Source organism: Thiohalocapsa sp., from assembly GCF_019695415.1.
In the GTDB taxonomy this organism is placed as follows: Bacteria; Pseudomonadota; Gammaproteobacteria; order Chromatiales; family Chromatiaceae; genus Thiohalocapsa.
Window position 1 is genome coordinate 1 of sequence record NZ_JAIFKJ010000420.1, and the last position, 16,658, is coordinate 16,658.

General features: G+C 67.3%; 15 protein-coding genes. 8 read left to right on the forward strand and 7 right to left on the reverse strand.

Features of this window, described 5'->3' with window-relative positions:
* Positions 1 to 92 precede the first annotated feature (92 nt).
* Positions 93 to 449 carry a hypothetical protein gene (locus I6U14_RS11995; protein ID WP_296899622.1) on the forward strand — a complete coding sequence of 119 codons (357 nt, stop codon included), beginning with the start codon at positions 93 to 95 and terminating at the stop codon, positions 447 to 449.
* 60 nt (positions 450 to 509) lie between these two features.
* Here the strand turns inward: I6U14_RS11995 and I6U14_RS12000 are convergent, their stop codons facing one another.
* Positions 510 to 2,933: a hypothetical protein gene (locus I6U14_RS12000; protein ID WP_296899624.1), complete on the reverse strand. Its 2,424-nt coding sequence runs from the start codon at positions 2,931 to 2,933 to the stop codon at positions 510 to 512.
* A 3-nt stretch (positions 2,934 to 2,936) separates the two neighbouring features.
* On the reverse strand, positions 2,937 to 3,809 hold the full coding sequence (gene hisG, locus I6U14_RS12005; RefSeq protein WP_296899626.1) for an ATP phosphoribosyltransferase: 873 nt from the start codon (positions 3,807 to 3,809) through the stop codon (positions 2,937 to 2,939).
* A 417-nt stretch (positions 3,810 to 4,226) separates the two neighbouring features.
* Here hisG and I6U14_RS12010 point away from each other — a divergent pair, with 417 nt between their 5' ends.
* The 3 genes from I6U14_RS12010 to I6U14_RS12020 are packed head-to-tail and all read left to right on the forward strand — an operon-like array spanning position 4,227 to position 7,483.
* The gene (locus I6U14_RS12010; protein WP_296899627.1) at positions 4,227 to 4,832 is read left to right on the forward strand and encodes a RimK/LysX family protein; all 606 of its coding nucleotides are present in this window, start codon (positions 4,227 to 4,229) and stop codon (positions 4,830 to 4,832) included.
* On the forward strand, positions 4,832 to 6,370 hold the full coding sequence (locus tag I6U14_RS12015; RefSeq protein WP_296899628.1) for a UUP1 family membrane protein: 1,539 nt from the start codon (positions 4,832 to 4,834) through the stop codon (positions 6,368 to 6,370). The genes I6U14_RS12010 and I6U14_RS12015 overlap by 1 nt, the downstream gene beginning before the upstream one ends.
* Before the next feature lie 3 nt (positions 6,371 to 6,373).
* Positions 6,374 to 7,483 (forward strand): alpha-L-glutamate ligase-like protein, encoded by a 1,110-nt coding sequence (locus I6U14_RS12020; RefSeq protein WP_296899629.1) that lies wholly within the window; start codon positions 6,374 to 6,376, stop codon positions 7,481 to 7,483.
* Positions 7,484 to 7,518: 35 nt separating this feature from the next.
* Here I6U14_RS12020 and I6U14_RS12025 read toward each other — a convergent pair whose 3' ends face one another.
* From I6U14_RS12025 to I6U14_RS12035, 3 genes are all read right to left on the reverse strand, one after another.
* The gene (locus I6U14_RS12025) at positions 7,519 to 8,445 is read right to left on the reverse strand and encodes an isoaspartyl peptidase/L-asparaginase family protein (protein WP_296899630.1); all 927 of its coding nucleotides are present in this window, start codon (positions 8,443 to 8,445) and stop codon (positions 7,519 to 7,521) included.
* Between the two features lie 142 nt (positions 8,446 to 8,587).
* Positions 8,588 to 9,694, reverse strand: a complete 1,107-nt coding sequence (locus I6U14_RS12030) for an ATP-grasp domain-containing protein (RefSeq protein WP_296899631.1) — start codon at positions 9,692 to 9,694, stop codon at positions 8,588 to 8,590.
* A gap of 214 nt (positions 9,695 to 9,908) precedes the next feature.
* Positions 9,909 to 10,826, reverse strand: coding sequence for a hypothetical protein (locus I6U14_RS12035; protein WP_296899643.1), 918 nt, complete (start codon positions 10,824 to 10,826; stop codon positions 9,909 to 9,911).
* Positions 10,827 to 11,374: 548 nt separating this feature from the next.
* On the opposite strand from I6U14_RS12035, the gene I6U14_RS12040 reads away from it, so the two are divergent.
* Positions 11,375 to 12,307, forward strand: a complete 933-nt coding sequence (locus I6U14_RS12040; RefSeq protein WP_296899633.1) for a lytic transglycosylase domain-containing protein — start codon at positions 11,375 to 11,377, stop codon at positions 12,305 to 12,307.
* A gap of 57 nt (positions 12,308 to 12,364) precedes the next feature.
* On the opposite strand, the gene I6U14_RS12045 is transcribed toward I6U14_RS12040, so the two are convergent.
* A complete protein-coding gene (locus I6U14_RS12045) occupies positions 12,365 to 13,639 on the reverse strand; it encodes a nucleoside transporter C-terminal domain-containing protein (RefSeq protein ID WP_296899635.1) in 1,275 nt (424 codons plus the stop codon).
* Between the two features lie 86 nt (positions 13,640 to 13,725).
* On the opposite strand from I6U14_RS12045, the gene I6U14_RS12050 reads away from it, so the two are divergent.
* The 3 genes from I6U14_RS12050 to sfsA are packed head-to-tail and all read left to right on the forward strand — an operon-like array spanning position 13,726 to position 15,387.
* On the forward strand, positions 13,726 to 14,301 hold the full coding sequence (locus I6U14_RS12050) for a thioredoxin family protein (RefSeq protein WP_296899637.1): 576 nt from the start codon (positions 13,726 to 13,728) through the stop codon (positions 14,299 to 14,301).
* 59 nt (positions 14,302 to 14,360) lie between these two features.
* Positions 14,361 to 14,654 carry an acylphosphatase gene (locus I6U14_RS12055; RefSeq protein WP_296899639.1) on the forward strand — a complete coding sequence of 98 codons (294 nt, stop codon included), beginning with the start codon at positions 14,361 to 14,363 and terminating at the stop codon, positions 14,652 to 14,654.
* Positions 14,655 to 14,676: 22 nt separating this feature from the next.
* The gene (gene sfsA / locus I6U14_RS12060; RefSeq protein WP_296899645.1) at positions 14,677 to 15,387 is read left to right on the forward strand and encodes a DNA/RNA nuclease SfsA; all 711 of its coding nucleotides are present in this window, start codon (positions 14,677 to 14,679) and stop codon (positions 15,385 to 15,387) included.
* Positions 15,388 to 15,507: 120 nt separating this feature from the next.
* Here sfsA and I6U14_RS12065 read toward each other — a convergent pair whose 3' ends face one another.
* The gene (locus tag I6U14_RS12065; protein ID WP_296899641.1) at positions 15,508 to 16,365 is read right to left on the reverse strand and encodes a metallophosphoesterase; all 858 of its coding nucleotides are present in this window, start codon (positions 16,363 to 16,365) and stop codon (positions 15,508 to 15,510) included.
* Positions 16,366 to 16,658 lie beyond the last annotated feature (293 nt).

Below are 16,658 nucleotides of genomic sequence, written 5' to 3' on the forward strand. Positions count from 1 at the left end.
CACAGCGGGTCACTTAGAACGACTAAGCTCCCCGCTGTTCGGCTCTGCGCGCCTTTGCGGATCGATCGAGACAACGCCGGAGACCCCTCGCCATGGAGCAACGCCCCGCCATCAAGACCGCCCTACCGAAGCGCCGCTATCAGATCGCCGACTACAGTGCGACGGTGCTCGGCGACATCGAGAGCGACGAGCCGCACGGCTACCGCTGGATCCTCGCCCTGGTGCCCATGGGCAGCGGCGAGCCCGTGCTCTACATCTGCGCCCAGCGTGCGGCGCCCGAGCGGGCGGCGACGGGCGACTACGACCTGCGCGTGGTGTCCGAGGCGCTGACGGATGTGGTGGACACCGCCGATCATTGGGGCGACCTGGAGATGTTCTCTGAGCAGGCCCTGGATCTGGCCTGTCAGGTGCTCGGCCTCAAGCAGGAGATGGTGGTCAAGCTGATGTGAGCGTCGTCGCCGCCGTCGCCGCCTCGCTCGGGGGCGAAAGTCGGGCTGCCGCCTTGAAGGTCAGGTGTGGCGCGACAGCAGCAACATGTCCAGCGTCCCCCGATATTGCTCCACCCGCGCCGCCATAGCGGAGAGCTCCTGCTCCAGCTTGACGCCGGCTTCGGCAAGCTCCCGCGCCGCGGCGCGGGCGCCGTCCCGCTCGGCCGTCAAAGCGCTGCGGCGTCGGCGCAGGTCCGAATGCTCCCGCTCGAGCTGCTTCAGCTCCCGTGCCGCCTGACGCCGCCGGCGACTGTCGGGATCGCTGGAGAAGGGCAGACCGCTGTCCCGCCGCGGGCTGTCCAACAGCACCCGCAGGGCGCCATCGCGGGCTTTCAGCTCCTGCTCCCGTAAGCCGATCTGGGTCAGCTCTGTCTCCAGTGCCGCGGCCCGATCGACGCGCTCGCTGCGGCGGCCTTTGAGAGCGGCAAGCTCGCTGCGCAGGCGCGACTCAGCCGCGCGCTCCTGCTCCAGCAGCGTGCGCGTCTCGCGGATGCGAAGCTCCCGGGTCTCGGCGTCGCGCTGTGCTTGCGCATCGGCGGCGCGCTGGTCGAGCTCGCGCTCCTTGAGCCGGCGGTGGTCGTCCAGGGCCGCCTGTTTGCGCCGGGCCTGATCGCGCTCGCGGCGCTCCACCAGCTCGAATTCGCGGCGGCGGCGGTCCAGCTCCGCCTCGGCGGCGGCACGTTCCTGCTCCCAGGCGGCACGCTTGGCTGCAAGCTCGTCGTCCAGGCGTTGACGCTCGGCCTCGAAGCGCTGTTCCATTTCGGCCAACGCCGTTTCGTGGGCCTTCTGCGCCTCCTTGCGCTTGTGCGCCAGCTGCTCCAGCTCTGCGTCGGTCTCGGCAGACAGGCGTCGCTCGGTCTCGCGCCCCTGGGCGGCCAGCTCCTGCTCGCGAGCGGCGAGCTCCGCTTCCTGGCGGCGGCGCTCCAGGCGCAGACGGGCATCGATGTCGTCCCGCCGCCGCGCCAGCAGCTCCGCTTCGTACTGGGTGTCCGCTACCAGGCGCCTGAGGCGAGCCTCGGCGGCGTGCACTGCCTGAAAGCGCGCGGCGTAGCCCTCAGGATCCCGCTCCCAGCGCTCCCAGAGACGGGCGAAGTCCGTCGGCGACAGGCGCCGTACCGGATCGTCGAAATGGCCGAAGCCCGGGATGTCGGCAAGGCCGCCGGCGAGATACTTGCGGTAGTGCAGCTGGACCTGCTCGCTGTAGTAGGCGTGCACCGCCGGTGGCTCGAAGAGCTTCAGCGCCAGCAGTGCGAAGAACAAAATGCCGAGCGCCGCCTGGGCGAAGCCCTCAACGGTCTCGAAGTGCGGCACGCCGGCCTCCGCCGGGCTGTTGCGCAAGGTCGCGAGACCTTTCGATCGGGCCGCGAAGGTGAGCTTGGGCGGCGCCGCCGGCGGCTGCTCGGCCTCCACCTCGGTGGTGATGTCCTCAAGCAACTGAGCCTGCTCGGTGCGCACCTGCTGCAGGGCGTCGCTGCGCTCGGCGAGGCGTGCTTCCAACTCCGCGATGGCCGCCTCGACGCCGGCGAGCCGCTCGTCGCGCTGTGTCTGGATCCCGGCTAGCTGCTCTTCCAGCAGGGTAGCGCGAGCGTCCCATTTGCGCGCCTCGGGGCCATATCCCTCGGGGCGACCGTCGCGGCCCAGTACCTCGTCGCCGACGCGCTCACGGGCAGCAGCGAGGTCGCGGGTGAGCACCTCGATCTGCGGGGTGAACTCCGCCTCGATGCGCTCACGGCGCTCGCGCTCGGCGGCCAGGGATTGCTCTAGGCGGGCGATGTCGCGCTCGAGGGCTTGGACGCGCCCGAGGAGACCCGCGTCGCGCTGCTCGGCGCGGGCGCGCACCTGCTCGCGCAGGGTCGCGTCGCGCTGCTTGTAATACTGCTCCACCTGGGCCTGGTGCCAGGCGGCGATGTCGTCGGCGCGGATCAGTTTCTCGATGAAGGGCGCCGTCACGTAGAGCGAGATGGCAACGATGGCGATACGCACCAGGATGCCGAAGTACCAGCGCGCCACAGGGCCGAAGCCGCCGGCGGCGTCCATGGCATGCCGGCGGCGCCCGGATGCCGCCGGGCGCTCCGACATGATGAGCGAGGCATCGACGATCCAGACGACGGCAAACAGCAGCAGGAACATGAACACCGCCACCGGTGTCCGTAGCCAGGGCGCGGCGGAGGGCACCAGCGAGGCGCCCACGGCCCCCCAGACGAAGCCCTCGATGCTGGCCATGAGCAGGATCACGATCCACGCCGAGCCGAGCCAGACACGCGCCGCGGGTGTCAGCATGCTGCGCCCGTAGGGCCGGAGCATGAAGACCTCCAGCAGTGAGGGCCGGCGCGGAAAGCCGCTGCCTTCGGCGGGGTCGTCCCCGCGTCGCTGCGGGCGGCCGAGCCGCGGCAGGGCATCCCCCAGCGAGGCGAGCAGTCGGCGACCTTGGGCGGCGATGCCCATGCGCTAGACCATCTTGCGCAGCTCGTACTCGAGGATGCCCTGGGCGCCGGCAGCCGACAGCCGGGGGATCAGGTCGCGTACGGCGGCGGCGTCGACGATAGTCTCCACAGCAAGCCAAGCCTTGTCGTAGAGGTGGCTCACCGTTGGGGCATGCAGGCTCGGCAGCAGGGCGACCAGGTCATCAAGCTTTTCCGCCGGCACATTGCATTTGAGCGCCACCTTGTGCCGCGCGGCCAGCGCCGCCTGCAGCATGAGCGCGATCTGCTCGATGCGCGCGCGCCGGGCTGGGTCCGCCAGGGCGACGTGGTTGGCGATGAGCCGGGTGTCAGTGACGAGCAGGTCGGCGACGATGCGCAGCCCGTGGGCGCGAATGGTGCTTCCGGTCTCGGTGATCTCCACCACGGCGTCCACCAGGCCCTCCACGGCCTTGGCCTCGGTGGCGCCCCAGGAGAACTCCACCTCGGCGTCGATGCCGCGCTCGGCGAGGAAGCGGCGCGTGAACCCCACCAGCTCCGTGGCCACCTTGCAGCCGGCGAGGTCCTCGATGCGCTGTATGGGCGAGCGCTCCGGCACGACCAGTACCCAGCGGCTCGGCCGGTTGGACGCCTTGGAGTAGGTGAGGGTGCAGATGTCCGCGACATCGGCCTGGGTCTCGAGGATCCAATCAAGGCCAGTGAGCCCGAGATCCAGCGTGCCCCGCTCGACATAGCGCGCCATCTCCTGCGCGCGCACCAGGGCACAGCTGATGGCCGGGTCGTCGATGTCGGGATAGTAATTGCGCGCGTGCGGCGTGATCCGCCAACCAGCCTGGGCGAAGAGCTGGATGGTGGCCTGTTCCAGGCTGCCCTTGGGGATGCCGAGCTTCAGTGGGGTCATGGCGTTGCGTGCCGGGCCGCTGGTGACGCCTTACGGCGATGGTTCGCGTGCATTATCGCCCATTCGATGCCGCCAGGTCGGCGGAAATGCCGACAGATGTTGGTTGTGATGCAACAGGCAGCGGCGGGAACTTGCTGAAATGCGACAACAGGGCTAGGCTCACGCACGGCAGGGTTTTGGTGCCCGTGCGCCCGGTGCGGGTGCGGCGCCTCGTGTGCGCCGGACTTCGATGCCTTCGCAGGCGTGTTGTACGGTCGTCACGAGCCCCTTTGGGGCCATCGTAACCGCCTGCCGGTCGCGGCCGCGGATGCGGCCGATCATGCAGGCATCTTCACGCTGTGATGCCTGTTCCGCGGACCGCAAGCCGGGGATCGGCTTGGATCAGCTGTCCCAACCCAATGCCCGTTGCCGTAACCCATGTCGACTTTGCCCGACCACGCCCGCCTCTGCTTTCCCTCTGCCCGTATTGCCGCAGTGCTGTGCGCCGCGCTCTGCGTAGCCGCGAGCGCCGCTGGCGCCGCTGCGGACGAGCGAGCCGGGCTGCGCGAGGCGGGCTGGCTGCAGAGCATCCGCCTGGCACCGTACCGCGTGCGCGTCACGGCCAAGTTGGACACGGGCGCCAAATCCAGCGCCATCCATGCCGTCGATATCGAGCGCTTCGAGCGCGCCGGTGTGGAGCGTGTGCGGTTCTCGTTGTATACAGACCACACCGAGCAGAGCGGTGACAAGCTCACTTACGATTTGCCGATCGTCGGCAAGGTCCGCATCAAGCGCAGCCCGGGCAAGCCGCCGGAAGAGCGTATCACTGTGCGCTTGAGCTTCTGTATCGCCGGCGAGACCATGGAGGCCGAGTTCAGCCTGGACAATCGCGCCAACCTGAACTATCCGGTCCTGCTGGGGCGGGAGTTCCTGAAGGAGCACTTCGTGGTCAACTCTGCCGAGACCTTCATCCTTTCCTACGATTGTCCGCCAGGCAATGACAAGCAAGACGACGCCGAGCCGCAGGGTAAGGACGCCGATTGATGTCGCTGCGATTCTTTGCGCGCTTGTCGCCCCTGGGGGCTATCGCGCTGCTGTTGGCGACCGTCGGCATCGGCATGACCCTGCTCAAGGCGATGCGCTACGAGGTCCCTCTGCTGCCGGAGCTGACGACCAGCGTCTGGACGGTGGAGGCGCGTATTGGTTTTCGCGGCGACGGCGGCGCCTCCAAGGTTGAATTTCTGCTGCCCCCGCGGGTGTCCATGCAGCGGGTCATCGACGAGAATTTCGTCTCCCGCGGCTATGGCCTCGCCATCCTCGAGACCGACGGGCGCCCGCGCAAGGCGACTTGGACGCTGCGCCGCACGCCGACGAGTGAGCAGGCACTCTACTACCAGGTGAGGGTGCTCGGCGGGTCTGTGGTCACCGACAGCTCAGTGCCGCCGTTTCCGCCGGTGCCGGACTACAAGGAGCCGCTCGCCTCGGCCATCCAGAGCGTGCTGAGCCAAGCCCGCGCACAGTCCGCGGATGTCTTCTCGTTCACGGAACAGACGCTCCTCATCCTCGCCGACACCGACGACGAGAATGTCAAGGTCATCCGCAATGTGCAGGACCGCCCGAGCTGGGAGCATCTGGTGGCGGAGATCCTCGCCGGCGCGCGCATTCCGACACGCATCGCCTATGGCCTGCCCTTGGAGCGCCCGCTGGTGGAGACCCAGCTGATTCCGTGGCTCGAGGTGCACAACGGTGACGACTGGCAGGGCTACGACACGGCCACCGGCGAGCCCGGCTATCCACCCGGATTCTTCATCTGGCGTTACGACGATGCCGATCTCTTGCGCACCCGCGAAGTGCGCAATGTGCAATTGAGCTTCTCCACCACCCAGACCAGCGTGCCGCAGATGGAGGTGGCGGAGCTCACCGGTGCCGCCTTTGCCGCCCAGCCCTTCGGCATCGATCTGACGCGCCTGCCTGTGTCGGTGCAGAACCTCTATCACGTGGTGCTGATGCTGCCGCTGGGGGCGCTGGTGGTGGCCTTCATGCGCGTAGTGGTGGGGGTGCCGACCTTCGGCACCTTCATGCCCATCCTCATCGCGCTCGCCTTCCGCGAGACTCAGCTGCTGTGGGGGCTGGCATTGTTCCTGACACTGGTCTTCGTCGGCCTGTCACTGCGGCTGGCCTTGGCGCAGCTGCGTTTGCTGCTGGTGCCCCGGCTTGCGGCCATCCTGGTGGTGGTGGTGTGCTTGATGCTGGCCATTACCGTGCTGAGCTTCCGGCTGGGCGTGGAGCAGGGCCTCTCCATTGCGCTCTTCCCAATGGTGATCCTGGCCATGACCATCGAGCGTATGTCTATCGTCTGGGAGGAGCGCGGCTTCGGCGAGACCGCCAAGGAGACCCTGGGCTCGCTGTTGGTCGCGGTGTGCGGCTATTACGTGATGAACGAGCCGCACCTGGACCACCTGATGTTCTATTTCCCGGAGCTGCTGCTGGTGGTGCTGGCCGCAACGCTGCTGCTCGGCGCCTACAGCGGCTACCGGCTGACGGAGCTGTTTCGCTTCGGTGCGTTGTCGCGGGGTCGCTGAGCCATGACGGAGCCTGACAAGCAGGACCTGACAAGCCGCCGGCGAAACGGCTGGCTGGGGCGCTGGCAGGCTCTGCGCGGCAACGGCGTGCTCGGCATCAATGCCCGTAACCGCCGCTATGTCATGCGCTGGAACGTGCGCAGCAAGTATCCGCTGGTGGACGACAAGCTCACTACCAAGCGCCTTGCCCTGGAGGCCGGACTGGCGGTGCCGGATCTCTATGGCGCCGTGCGCTTTCAGGGTGAGCTGATCCACCTGGACGAGCTGCTTGCGGGGCCCGATTCGTTCGTCATCAAGCCCGCTCACGGCAGCGGCGGCGACGGTGTGCTGGTGGTCACCGACCGCCGCCGCGGGCTGTTCATCAAGGGCGATGGTAGGGCGCTGACGCTGCGAGACATCGAGTTTTTCGTCTCGAACATCCTGAGCGGCGTCCATTCGCTCGGCGGCATCCCCGATGTCGCCATGATCGAATACCGAGTGCGGCCGAGCCGCCTGTTCGACGCCATCAGCTACCGGGGTGTGCCGGACATCCGGCTCTTGATCTTCCGCGGCATCCCGGTGATGGCGATGGTGCGCCTGCCGACCCGCGCCTCAGATGGCAAGGCCAACCTGCACCAGGGTGCCGTCGGCGTGGGCATCGCGCTGGACACCGGTGTGACCGGCCACGGCGTGGTGCGCGATCACGTGATCGACGAGCATCCGGACTTCGGCACGCCGCTCGCTGGTCATGCCATCCCGGATTGGGAGGCGCTCCTGGGGATTGGTGCCCGCTGTGCGGATCTCACCGGCCTCGGCTACTGCGGCGTTGACCTGGTGCTCGACGAGGACCGCGGGCCCATGATGCTGGAGGTGAATGCTCGGCCCGGCCTCGCTATCCAGATCGCCAACCAATGCGGGCTGGAGGAGCGGCTCAAGGCCGTCGAAGCCCTGATTCAGGTGCCGACGGATGTGTCGGAGAGGATCGCGCTGGCGCGGGCGTTGGATGCCGAGGCGCGGCCATCCGAGGTCGGGGCCGCGCCGCTGTCAGGCGGCTCTGGGGCTGCCGCTGCAGCCACCAGCCCGCCACAGAAGGCGCGGCGGGTCCTGCTGCCCAAGGTGCCGGCGAAGCCTTAGGGAAGCGCTGATTTATTGGCGCTTCCCCAGGGCTTTCAGAATCGGCAGACGGTTTCGCCGCCGTGCTCGATCCAGCCATGGATCATCCGCCGGGTGGTCATGCCGCTGGCGCAGCGCCCGGCGGCATCAATGCAGATGACACCGCCACGACCTTTGACCTTCCGTGTCAGATAGCCCATGCCATAGTCCACGGCGCCCGCTGCATCGACGCCTTTGAGCTCGATGGCGTCGGCGATGGTCTTAGCGAACACCGTGCGCATGAACTCTTCGCCGTAGCCGGTGGCGGAGACGGCGCAGGTCTCGTTGTCGGCAAAGACACCAGCGCCGATGATGGGTGAGTCGCCGACGCGGCCCATGCGCTTGTTGACGATGCCGCCCGTGGACGTGGCGGCGGCGAGATTGCCCTCGCGGTCGCGGGCGACGGCGCCGATGGTGCCGTACTTCTGCTCATCGCCGTCATCGTCGTGGTCCAGCATGATGCGGTGGCGCAGCCGGGCCTGCTCCAGCTGCTTGATGCGGTCTGGGGTGAAGAAATAGTGGTCCGGCGTCAGCTTCATGCCGCAATGCTGGGCGAACTGTAGGGCCCCCTCGGCGATGAGGAGGACGTGCTCGCTGCCGTCCATGACGAGCCGCGCCAGCTGCACTGGGTTGGCGATGTTGCCGATGGCGGCGACGGCGCCGGCGGCGAGGTCGCGGCCATCCATGATGCCTGCATCCATCTCCACCTTGCCGTTCTCATTCAGCACGGACCCGCAGCCAGCATTGAAGAGCGGGTCGTCCTCCAGCTGCGAGGCGCAGGACTCCACCGCCTCCACGGCGCTCGCGCCCTGCTCCAGCATCACCCGGCCGTGCTCCAGCACCACGCGAATGCTCTCCAGGTAGCGTACGGCAGTGCGCTCGTCCTTGACGTTGTCGAGGGCTCCGGCGCCACCGTGGACCATCAGGGAGAAGCTGTCTTGCATGCTGTGCCGACCTCTATGCCGTTTGGCGGGGGCGCCGCGGGCGGCGCCTGTGGTAAGTGGGGCCGGGACGAGCTGGATCGGCCCGGTCGTTTCGCAAGGATGGGGGCGGTCACGGCAAAGCGCAGTCCGCAGGACGGCGGCGTCAGAGCCTTGTCAGCAGCGCCTGCTCCAGCTCTGCCTGCGCTGCCGCGTCTCCCGCGAGCAGCACCAGCACCTTGCCGACAAGGATCGGTCCCCAGTTCACGAGGATGATGCCGGTGCCCACGGTCGGGTCGTATTCCAACCCCGTGAGGTCGAGCGCCTCCAGGCTGCGGTGGCGGGTGTGGTAAGCCTTGGCAAGCCAGTTCCGGATGCCGAGCTTGTGGGCGACGCCGGTGGGGTAGCTGGCACCGTTGTAACGGGGATTGCACTCGATGGCGACGAATGCCGGGGCCTCGTCATCGCCCACGATGGCCACGTCGAAGGCGAAGACGCCGCGCATGCCCGCTTCACAAAGCCATTGCGCCATGGGCTCGACGCTCTCCCAGGGCGTGTGGCGAGCGGGATGCCGATTGCCCTGGTGGACAAAGCCGTCGAGCACCTGCTCGGTGGCTGCGTGTCTGCATGCGCCGTTGCTGTCGCAGCGGTACTGCAGGTTCAGGAACACGTCTGTCGCGACCTCTTCTTGGATCTGCACCGGCGTTCCCGGCGCGAACTGGCCGATGGCTGCGCGCAGCGCCGCGGTGTCCGCGCACCGGTGGATACCCACCCCCGAAACCGACACCGCGGCTTTCAGGTAGCAGGGGAATGCCGTCCCGACGATGTCCGGTTCGCTGATGTCGTCGACGCTCGCGAAGGGAGTGGTGCGGGGTACTGGCACGTCGAGCTGGTGCGCCAGCTCCATAAAGGTGTTCTTTGAATTGATGGCCGCCACGACGTCGAGCCAGCGTTGGTCTGGGCGCACCGCATGCTCGTCAGGCCCAAAGAAAAACACCGATGGGGTGAGGGCCGGATACTCCGCGAGCCGGGCCCGGTTGACGTCCCACAGCACCTCTGACGTATGGCTGAGGCCAATGCGCCGATAGTGGGCGCTGATGGCATCCCATTGGCTCGCCAGCGCTGGATGCAACTGGACCAGGTCGCCTGGCTCGCTCAGACCCAGCACACGTCCCGAATAGAGATGGTTACCCGAGACACCATCGGCGGTACAGCCCATGATGTCGTGGTTGAAGATGTGCCGCTCGCGGTGTGCGCTGCCCGTCGGCGCCAAGGCTCTCCCCCTGCTTTATTGCTTAGCCGCTTGGTGTCCCGGTCTGTCCCGTAAGTATGCAAGATCAGCGCCATGCATTGGCAGGCAAAAGCCGGTGCGCTCGCGATGTTGTCGGGTCCTGGAGGGTGCGGAAACGGCACTGGCTGCACCGCGTTAGGGCGTTGAGCGCTGCGGGATTCGGCGTGGCGCGGCAGCCTGGTGTGTCCGTGGTTGACTAGCCGAGGGGCGTCTCGCTGCCGCCGGACGTGTCGGCAGTGTCCGATGAGCCCCGGCCCTGCGAGCCCGTGCCGGGTTCGAGGAAGGTGCGGCGGAAGCGGTCGCATTGGTCGATAAGCTCGCGGGTGCTTTTCGGCATCGGCACACGGGCGCGCACGATGTGGCTCACCAGCGCCGTGCCGACCTTAAGAATGCGGTTGGCCTCCTGGGCCTCGTGGATCTGCTGCAGCGTAGGCGCCGCTGGAAGGTGCGGCTGCATGCGCCGGAGCTTGTCGCTGGCTACTACGAAGGCGGGCCAGACGCTGAAGATGATCGGGTCGGTCCTCAGGATCTCGGTCTTGCGCTTGGCGGCGTCGCCGAGGTCCTGCAACAACGGCTTCAGCTCGGGCAGCTGGGTGCTGCCCTCGAAAGTGGCCGCGAGAGTAGTCGTGATGCGATCGATATCACGCATGGTCTGCGCGATCTTCACGTAGCGGCTCTGGTAGAAGGTGGCGATCGGTTGGCTGAAGGCCTTGAAGGGCTCGCCCCAGAGCTCATCGATGCCTTCGTCTCCACCCCGGTGGCGCACCAGGCGGCCGAGCTCTAGGGCCTCGAGCAGATAGTCACCGCATTCCTGCATCAGGGCGTCGTCCGGCTCCACTTCCACGCCGTCCGCCTGCAGCTCCACGAGCTTGGTGAAGATGGTGGTGGCCCGGTTGAAGAGGGCGCCCGCGAGCATGGCGCCATTGACCCGCTTACGCTCGGGATCCGTTTCCCGCTCGTAGGCAGCGCGGGCCTCTGCGAGGCGGATGCCGGGAATGTTGATGCCATGCTCAACGTGATTGAACAATCGGCGCGTGAGCGCCTCGATCAGCGCTTTCTTGGCCTGGAGGCTCTCTGGGGGCGGCTCGTAGTATTTGATCCAATAGCCGTCCATGTAGATGCAGGTGCGCGCCTCCACCTGCGCGATATCCCCGTTCGACGGGGCATTGCTGGCGCCCTGTTCCGCGTCCTGCTGGCCGCGCTCCGCGGGGCGGTTATCGAAAGACTCCAACGGCATGCTGGGCGGCGTTGCTCTCACGCGGCGGCAGTGGCTGGCCCCGACAGGCGGCCGGGGTGGCGCGGGATACGGATGCGCTGTGCGTTACCCTAAGAGGCAGCGGCGCACGGCGACACTGCCATTTTCAGCGCTGTGAACCTATGAATGCAACTGTGCAAACCACGTACAATTAATGCTGCAAGCGGTTGATAGGGCTTGGGTCATCGGTTGCCAGCGTCTATCATGAGCCTAAATCGAGAACTGCCGATTATCCCTGCGGCCCCGCCGTTCGCGACGAGCGGGCTCACGACGCGCTTCACTCATGGTCCGTGTTGCGTTGGTCTGTGGCGGGCGACGGCGGATCCACTCGCCGCAGCCCGGCGACGTCAGATCCAAGATGACGATCAGTCCGCAAGCATTTGGAGCAGATAGCTGTGCACCCATCGATGCTTCACACGTACTCTCCGTGCGCAGATCCCAGGCCTGCGCAGCGCCCGGATATCCTGCTTGCTGTGGGCGGGCTGCTGTGGCCAGCGCGCCCCGGCCGGCAGCCTTGGGCCTTCGTTCTGACTGGGCTGCTGCTCACGGGCGCCGCTGGGTACCCGCTCGCCGCCCACGCTGCTGACGCGCAGACACAGCCGTCGGCGGGGCCCGCTGCCGCGGAGCCGGAGCGCAAGCGCCTGCCGCAGCCGCCGAGCACGCCACGGCCAAGCCGTGCCAAGGTGAATGAGCTCATCGACCGTTATGCCCGGCGCTACGGACTGGAGCGGGGCCTTGTGCACGCGGTGGTGCGCGCCGAGTCCGCCTACAATGCCCACGCGGTGTCACATGCCGGTGCGGTCGGTCTGATGCAGCTCATGCCGCAGACGGCGGCGGACTACGGCATAGGTTCGGTGGCCGCGTTGTTCGACGCTGATACCAACGTCCGCATCGGCACGCGGCACCTCAAGCGGCTGGTGTCGCGCTACGGTATCGGTAAGGCGGTGATGGCCTATAACGCGGGCGAAGGCGCGCTGCAGCGTCACGGCGGCTTCGTCACCTACCCGGAGACCCAGCGCTATACCCACCGTGTCCTGACCACGTATCTGCGCGGCAAGGGCGTGAGTGCATACTCCAGTAAGGCCCGCCAGCTGACGGGCATTACACTGACCCCGGCCATGGCCAGCGCAGGGGTCAAGTCCGGGAGCAGCCAGGCACGCCGGGCGCTGACGCCTCGCGAGCAGGCGCGGCGCATGCGCAACTTCGACCTCTCCACGCTCTCCCTTAAGGTCCGCCCCTCACTCACCGACCGGGCGCTCGATCCGTCCGTGCACGACACCGGACCGGAAAGCCGGCCCATGTTTGTGCTCGATCGCCCGGGCGCTGCGGAGCCCAACTGACGGCGAGATCGCCTGCCCGACTGCCAGGCAAAACCGCGCCGCCAGCACCAGCCCCGACTACAACAGCATCCCCACCAGCGCAGCTGTCATGAGGGTCGCCAGGGTGCCGCCGAGTATGGCCCGCAGCCCCAGTGCGGCCACCTCTGCGCGGCGCTCTGGGGCCAATGCCCCGAGGCCGCCCAGCATGATGCCGAGGCTGCCGAAGTTCGCGAAGCCGCAGAGCGCGTAGGTCATGATGAGGCGGCTACGCTCGCTCAACGTCCCCTCGGGAAACGCCGTCAGCTGGATATAGGCCAGCAGCTCGTTGAGCACGGTTTTTACGCCCATCAGCTGCCCGGCGGCCGCCGCCTCGTGCCAGGGGATGCCGATAAGCCAAACCACGGGCGCGAACACCCAGCCCAGGAGCCGCTCCAGCGTCAGTGGTGCGTCGCCCACTGCCGGCAGTACGGCGAGTGCGGCGTTACTCAGGCTCACCAGGGCGACCATCACGATCAGCATGGCGATGATATTGAGCAGCAGCGGCAGGGCGTCCAGCGCGCCACGCGTGATGGCGTCAATGGCGCCGGCGTATGCCTGGCGTACCTGGGGCACCGCCTCGGCCTGGTTCTGGGTGCCGTCGCGTCTGCGGGCTGAAGGCACCAGAATGCCCGCGATCACCAACGCGCCCGGGGCGTTGACGAGGGACGCGGTGAGGATATGGCCCAAGGCGTTCGGCACCGCATCGCCGATAAGGGTGGCGTAGAGCACCATCACGGTGCCGGCGATGGTCGCCATGCCGGTGGTCATGAGTCCGAACAGCGCGCTGCGGCTCATGGCCGCGAGATAAGGCTTGATGAGCAGCGGCGCCTCCACCATACCAATGAAGACGTTGGCCGCAGCGCCGAGCCCGAGCGGCCCGCCGACGCCCAGGCTGCGCTGCACCAGCCAGGCGAAGCCGCGCACCACCGCGGGCAAGATCCCCCAGTGGAACAGCAGCGCGGACAGGGCGCCGATTACCAGTACCAGCGGCAGCGCTCTGAAGGCGAGCACGAAGCTGTTCTCTGGATAGGCCACCTCGTAGGGCGCCGCGCCGCCGCCTACATATCCGAACACGAAGCTGGTGCCGGCCTCAGTGGCCTCATTCAATGCCAGCACCAGGCTGTTCACGGCGGCGAACAGCTGCTGCGTTGCCGGCAGTTTGAGCAGCAGCAGGGCGACGGTCAGCTGAAGCACGAGTCCACCCAGCACCAGCTGACGGCGCACCGCCCTGCGGTCCTCGCTCAAGAGCCAGGCGAAGGCCAGCAGTGCGCCGATGCCTAGGGCGCCACGCGCCCACTGTAAAAGCAAATCCATCTTTTGCGGCTCCGTTGTCAGCGAGCGTTGAAATGCCCGCGCTGGCATCGCACAATCCGCGGGTTGTCGTTCTCGGGAGACCAATCATGATGCATCCATCCCCGCCGAGCCCTGCGTACCGGCGGATCGCTGCGCTGTTTGGCGCCCTTCTGCTGCTCGCGACTGGCGCCTCGCAGGCTGCTGCAACCAGAGACCCGGGTCAGCATTTCTTTGACCAGACCTTCGGGGATTTCACCGAGGAGCTGCAGCTCGCCCGCGACGAGGGCAAGCAGGGTATCCTGCTGATGTTCGAGATGGACGAGTGCCCGTTCTGCCACCGCATGAAGACCATGGTGCTGAACCAGCCCGGCGTACAGGACTACTTCAAGGAGCACTTCCTAATCTTTCCGGTGGACGTGGAGGGCGATGTCGAGGTCACCACGTTCAGCGGCGACACTATGGCGCAAAAGGATTTCGCGCTGAAGAGCCATCGCGTGCGCGCAACGCCGGTCTTCGCCTTCTTCGACTTGGACGGAAATCTGGTGGCGCGATACACGGGGGCCACGCGTGATGCCGAAGAATTCATGCTCCTTGGGCGCTATGTCGTGGAAGGAGCTTACAAAGAAACCACCTTCACCAAGTACAAGCGCGCCCAGACTCAAGACCAGCAGGCTGCGCGCTGAGCGGGCCCGATCCGGTCCATAAGCGCCGACACACAGGCGCGAGCAGACAGGCATTCCCAATGCCCGACACGGCATCCACTGAACACCACATTTGCGTGCGCTGTACTGTCGCCGGCCAGGTGCAGGGCGTGTTCTTTCGTGCCTCGGCGCGGGAAGAAGCCCTGCGGCTCGGTATCACGGGTTATGCCCACAACCGCCCGGATGGCAGCGTCGAGGTGCTGGCCTGCGGCGAGCCCGAAGCTGTCAATGCGTTGCGCGAATGGCTGCGGCGGGGGCCGCCCCAAGCGGAGGTCACCGGCGTCGCCTGCGAGACGCTGGCTTACCAACCTCTGAGCGGCTTCTCTACAGGCTGATCCTGGGGCCGCTGCGCTGCAACTGCCGGAGCTCCATAGCGGCCGAATGCTGGCACGGCCGAACCGGTTTGTCGCTGAGATCGAGCTATCCACCGGCGAGCGGGTGCAGGCCCATGTGCCGAACACCGGCACGCTGCTCACCTGCTGGACGCCCGGCGCGCCGGTTCAGCTTACCCGAGACGACAAGCCGAGCCGCAAGCTCGCCTGGACGTTGGAGCGGGTGGACATGGGTGGTGGCTGGATCGGTGTCAATACCCTGCGGCCGAATCAGGTCATGGCCGAGGGTATCGCGGCCGGCGCCATTGCCGAGCTTGCGGGCTATCGGCGGCTGCGTCGGGAGCTCGCGGTCGCGCTGGCGGGCTGCGCGCCCGGGCGCATCGACATTGCCCTGGACGGGGGCAGCCGGCCCCCCGCACTGGTGGAGGTCAAGAATGTCACCCTGCTCGATGGCGCCTACCTGCGCTTTCCTGACGCCAAGACCGAGCGCGGGCGCAAGCACCTGAAGCTGCTCGCCGCGGCCGTCGCAGCGGGGCAGCGGGGCGTGATGCTGTTCGCGCTGAACCGGGCGGAGGGGGCATGCTTTGCGCCGGCCTGGGACATTGACCCCAAGTACGGCGAGGCGCTGCTCAACGCGGCGGCGGCCGGTGTGGAGCTGCTCGCGGTGCGGCTGCGGCATGAGCCCGAAGCTATGACTGTCGGTGAGGCGGTCGTGCTCGATCTGGGGCGACCTTGACGGGCATCTGTGCAGCGATGCCGAGACGGCCGGGCAAGGGCGGGCAGTGCTTCCAGTGAGATTCAGTGAGCCCTCGCGGACACGGCTCGAGGTGCTCACAGGCCGTGCGCCCGGCGCCGCTCAGTAGCCCTCGGTTGCCGGACCCAAGGCCTCGGGGTAGGCGTCGGTGCGCTCGATGCCGGTATCCAGACGACCGTCCTCGTGGAGCTCCAGCCAGCGGTACCCCGGCGTCAGCGGATCCAGCGCGAAGGTCGGACTGCCGGGCAGGAACTGCACGCACGTAGACGGTGTCGCCAGCAGCCGCAACCCCTGCTGCACCTGCTCGCCGTCCTGGTGCACATGGCCGCAGATCACGGCGCGCAGATCCGGGTGCCGAGCCAGCGCGGCGAGAGCGGCGGGGCCGTTGTCCACCTGCATGGTGTCGATCCAGGCGCTGCCGATCGGCGCCAAGTGGTGGTGTAGAAACACGAGCGTGGGCCGGCCGCGGCCAGCCGCTGCATGATCGGCGATGCCGGCGAGGACGTGCTCGCTCAGGTGACCGCCCTCGCGCCCAGGGACCGTGGAGTCCACCAGCAGCAGGTCCCAGGCGCCTGCCGTGACGAGGCGCAGCGCCGAAGCGGCCGCAGGGTCCAGATGACCCACAAGCAGATCCAGGCGATCATGATTGCCTGGGAGGCAGTGATAGGGTATGGCTAAAGCGTCGAAGCGTTGGCGTAGGAAGCGGTAGGCGCCGGGGAGTTCGTCGTGAACGAGGTCGCCGGTGAGGGCGACGGCATCCGGCGGCCAGTGTCGCGCCCGTGCCAAGCCAAGCACGGACTCCAAGGTTAGGCGCGTGTCCTGCCCGAGCAGGCGCCGATGCGGATCCGCATACAAGTGCAGATCGGTGAGCTGCAAGAGCCGGAAGGGTGCGGCCGCGGCGTCCTGCCTGTTCCAGCCGCCGCCCTCTTTCGGCCGGCTGGGTACATCTGTATCGGTCATGCCTTATTCCTTACGCGCGTGCAGCACCAGGGCATTAACCTTCCATCTTTTGGCAGCGCTGCCCGAGACAGGCAAACGAAGGTGATCCATTCGTGCCGGCGATATTAACAAATCCGTTAGGTCGGCCCGCGGCGGCTGCCGGCAGTCGGAATGGCTTCTGCCTGCTACGGTGGTCCGGAAGCCGGCAGCGCTGCGCACGCAGCGGCTGCGACCGGCCGTCAACCCGTCTTGATCGGAAACGTTCCGCGTGCGCAGGGCAACCAGGGCGTGCCTGATCCATAGAGCAAAACGAA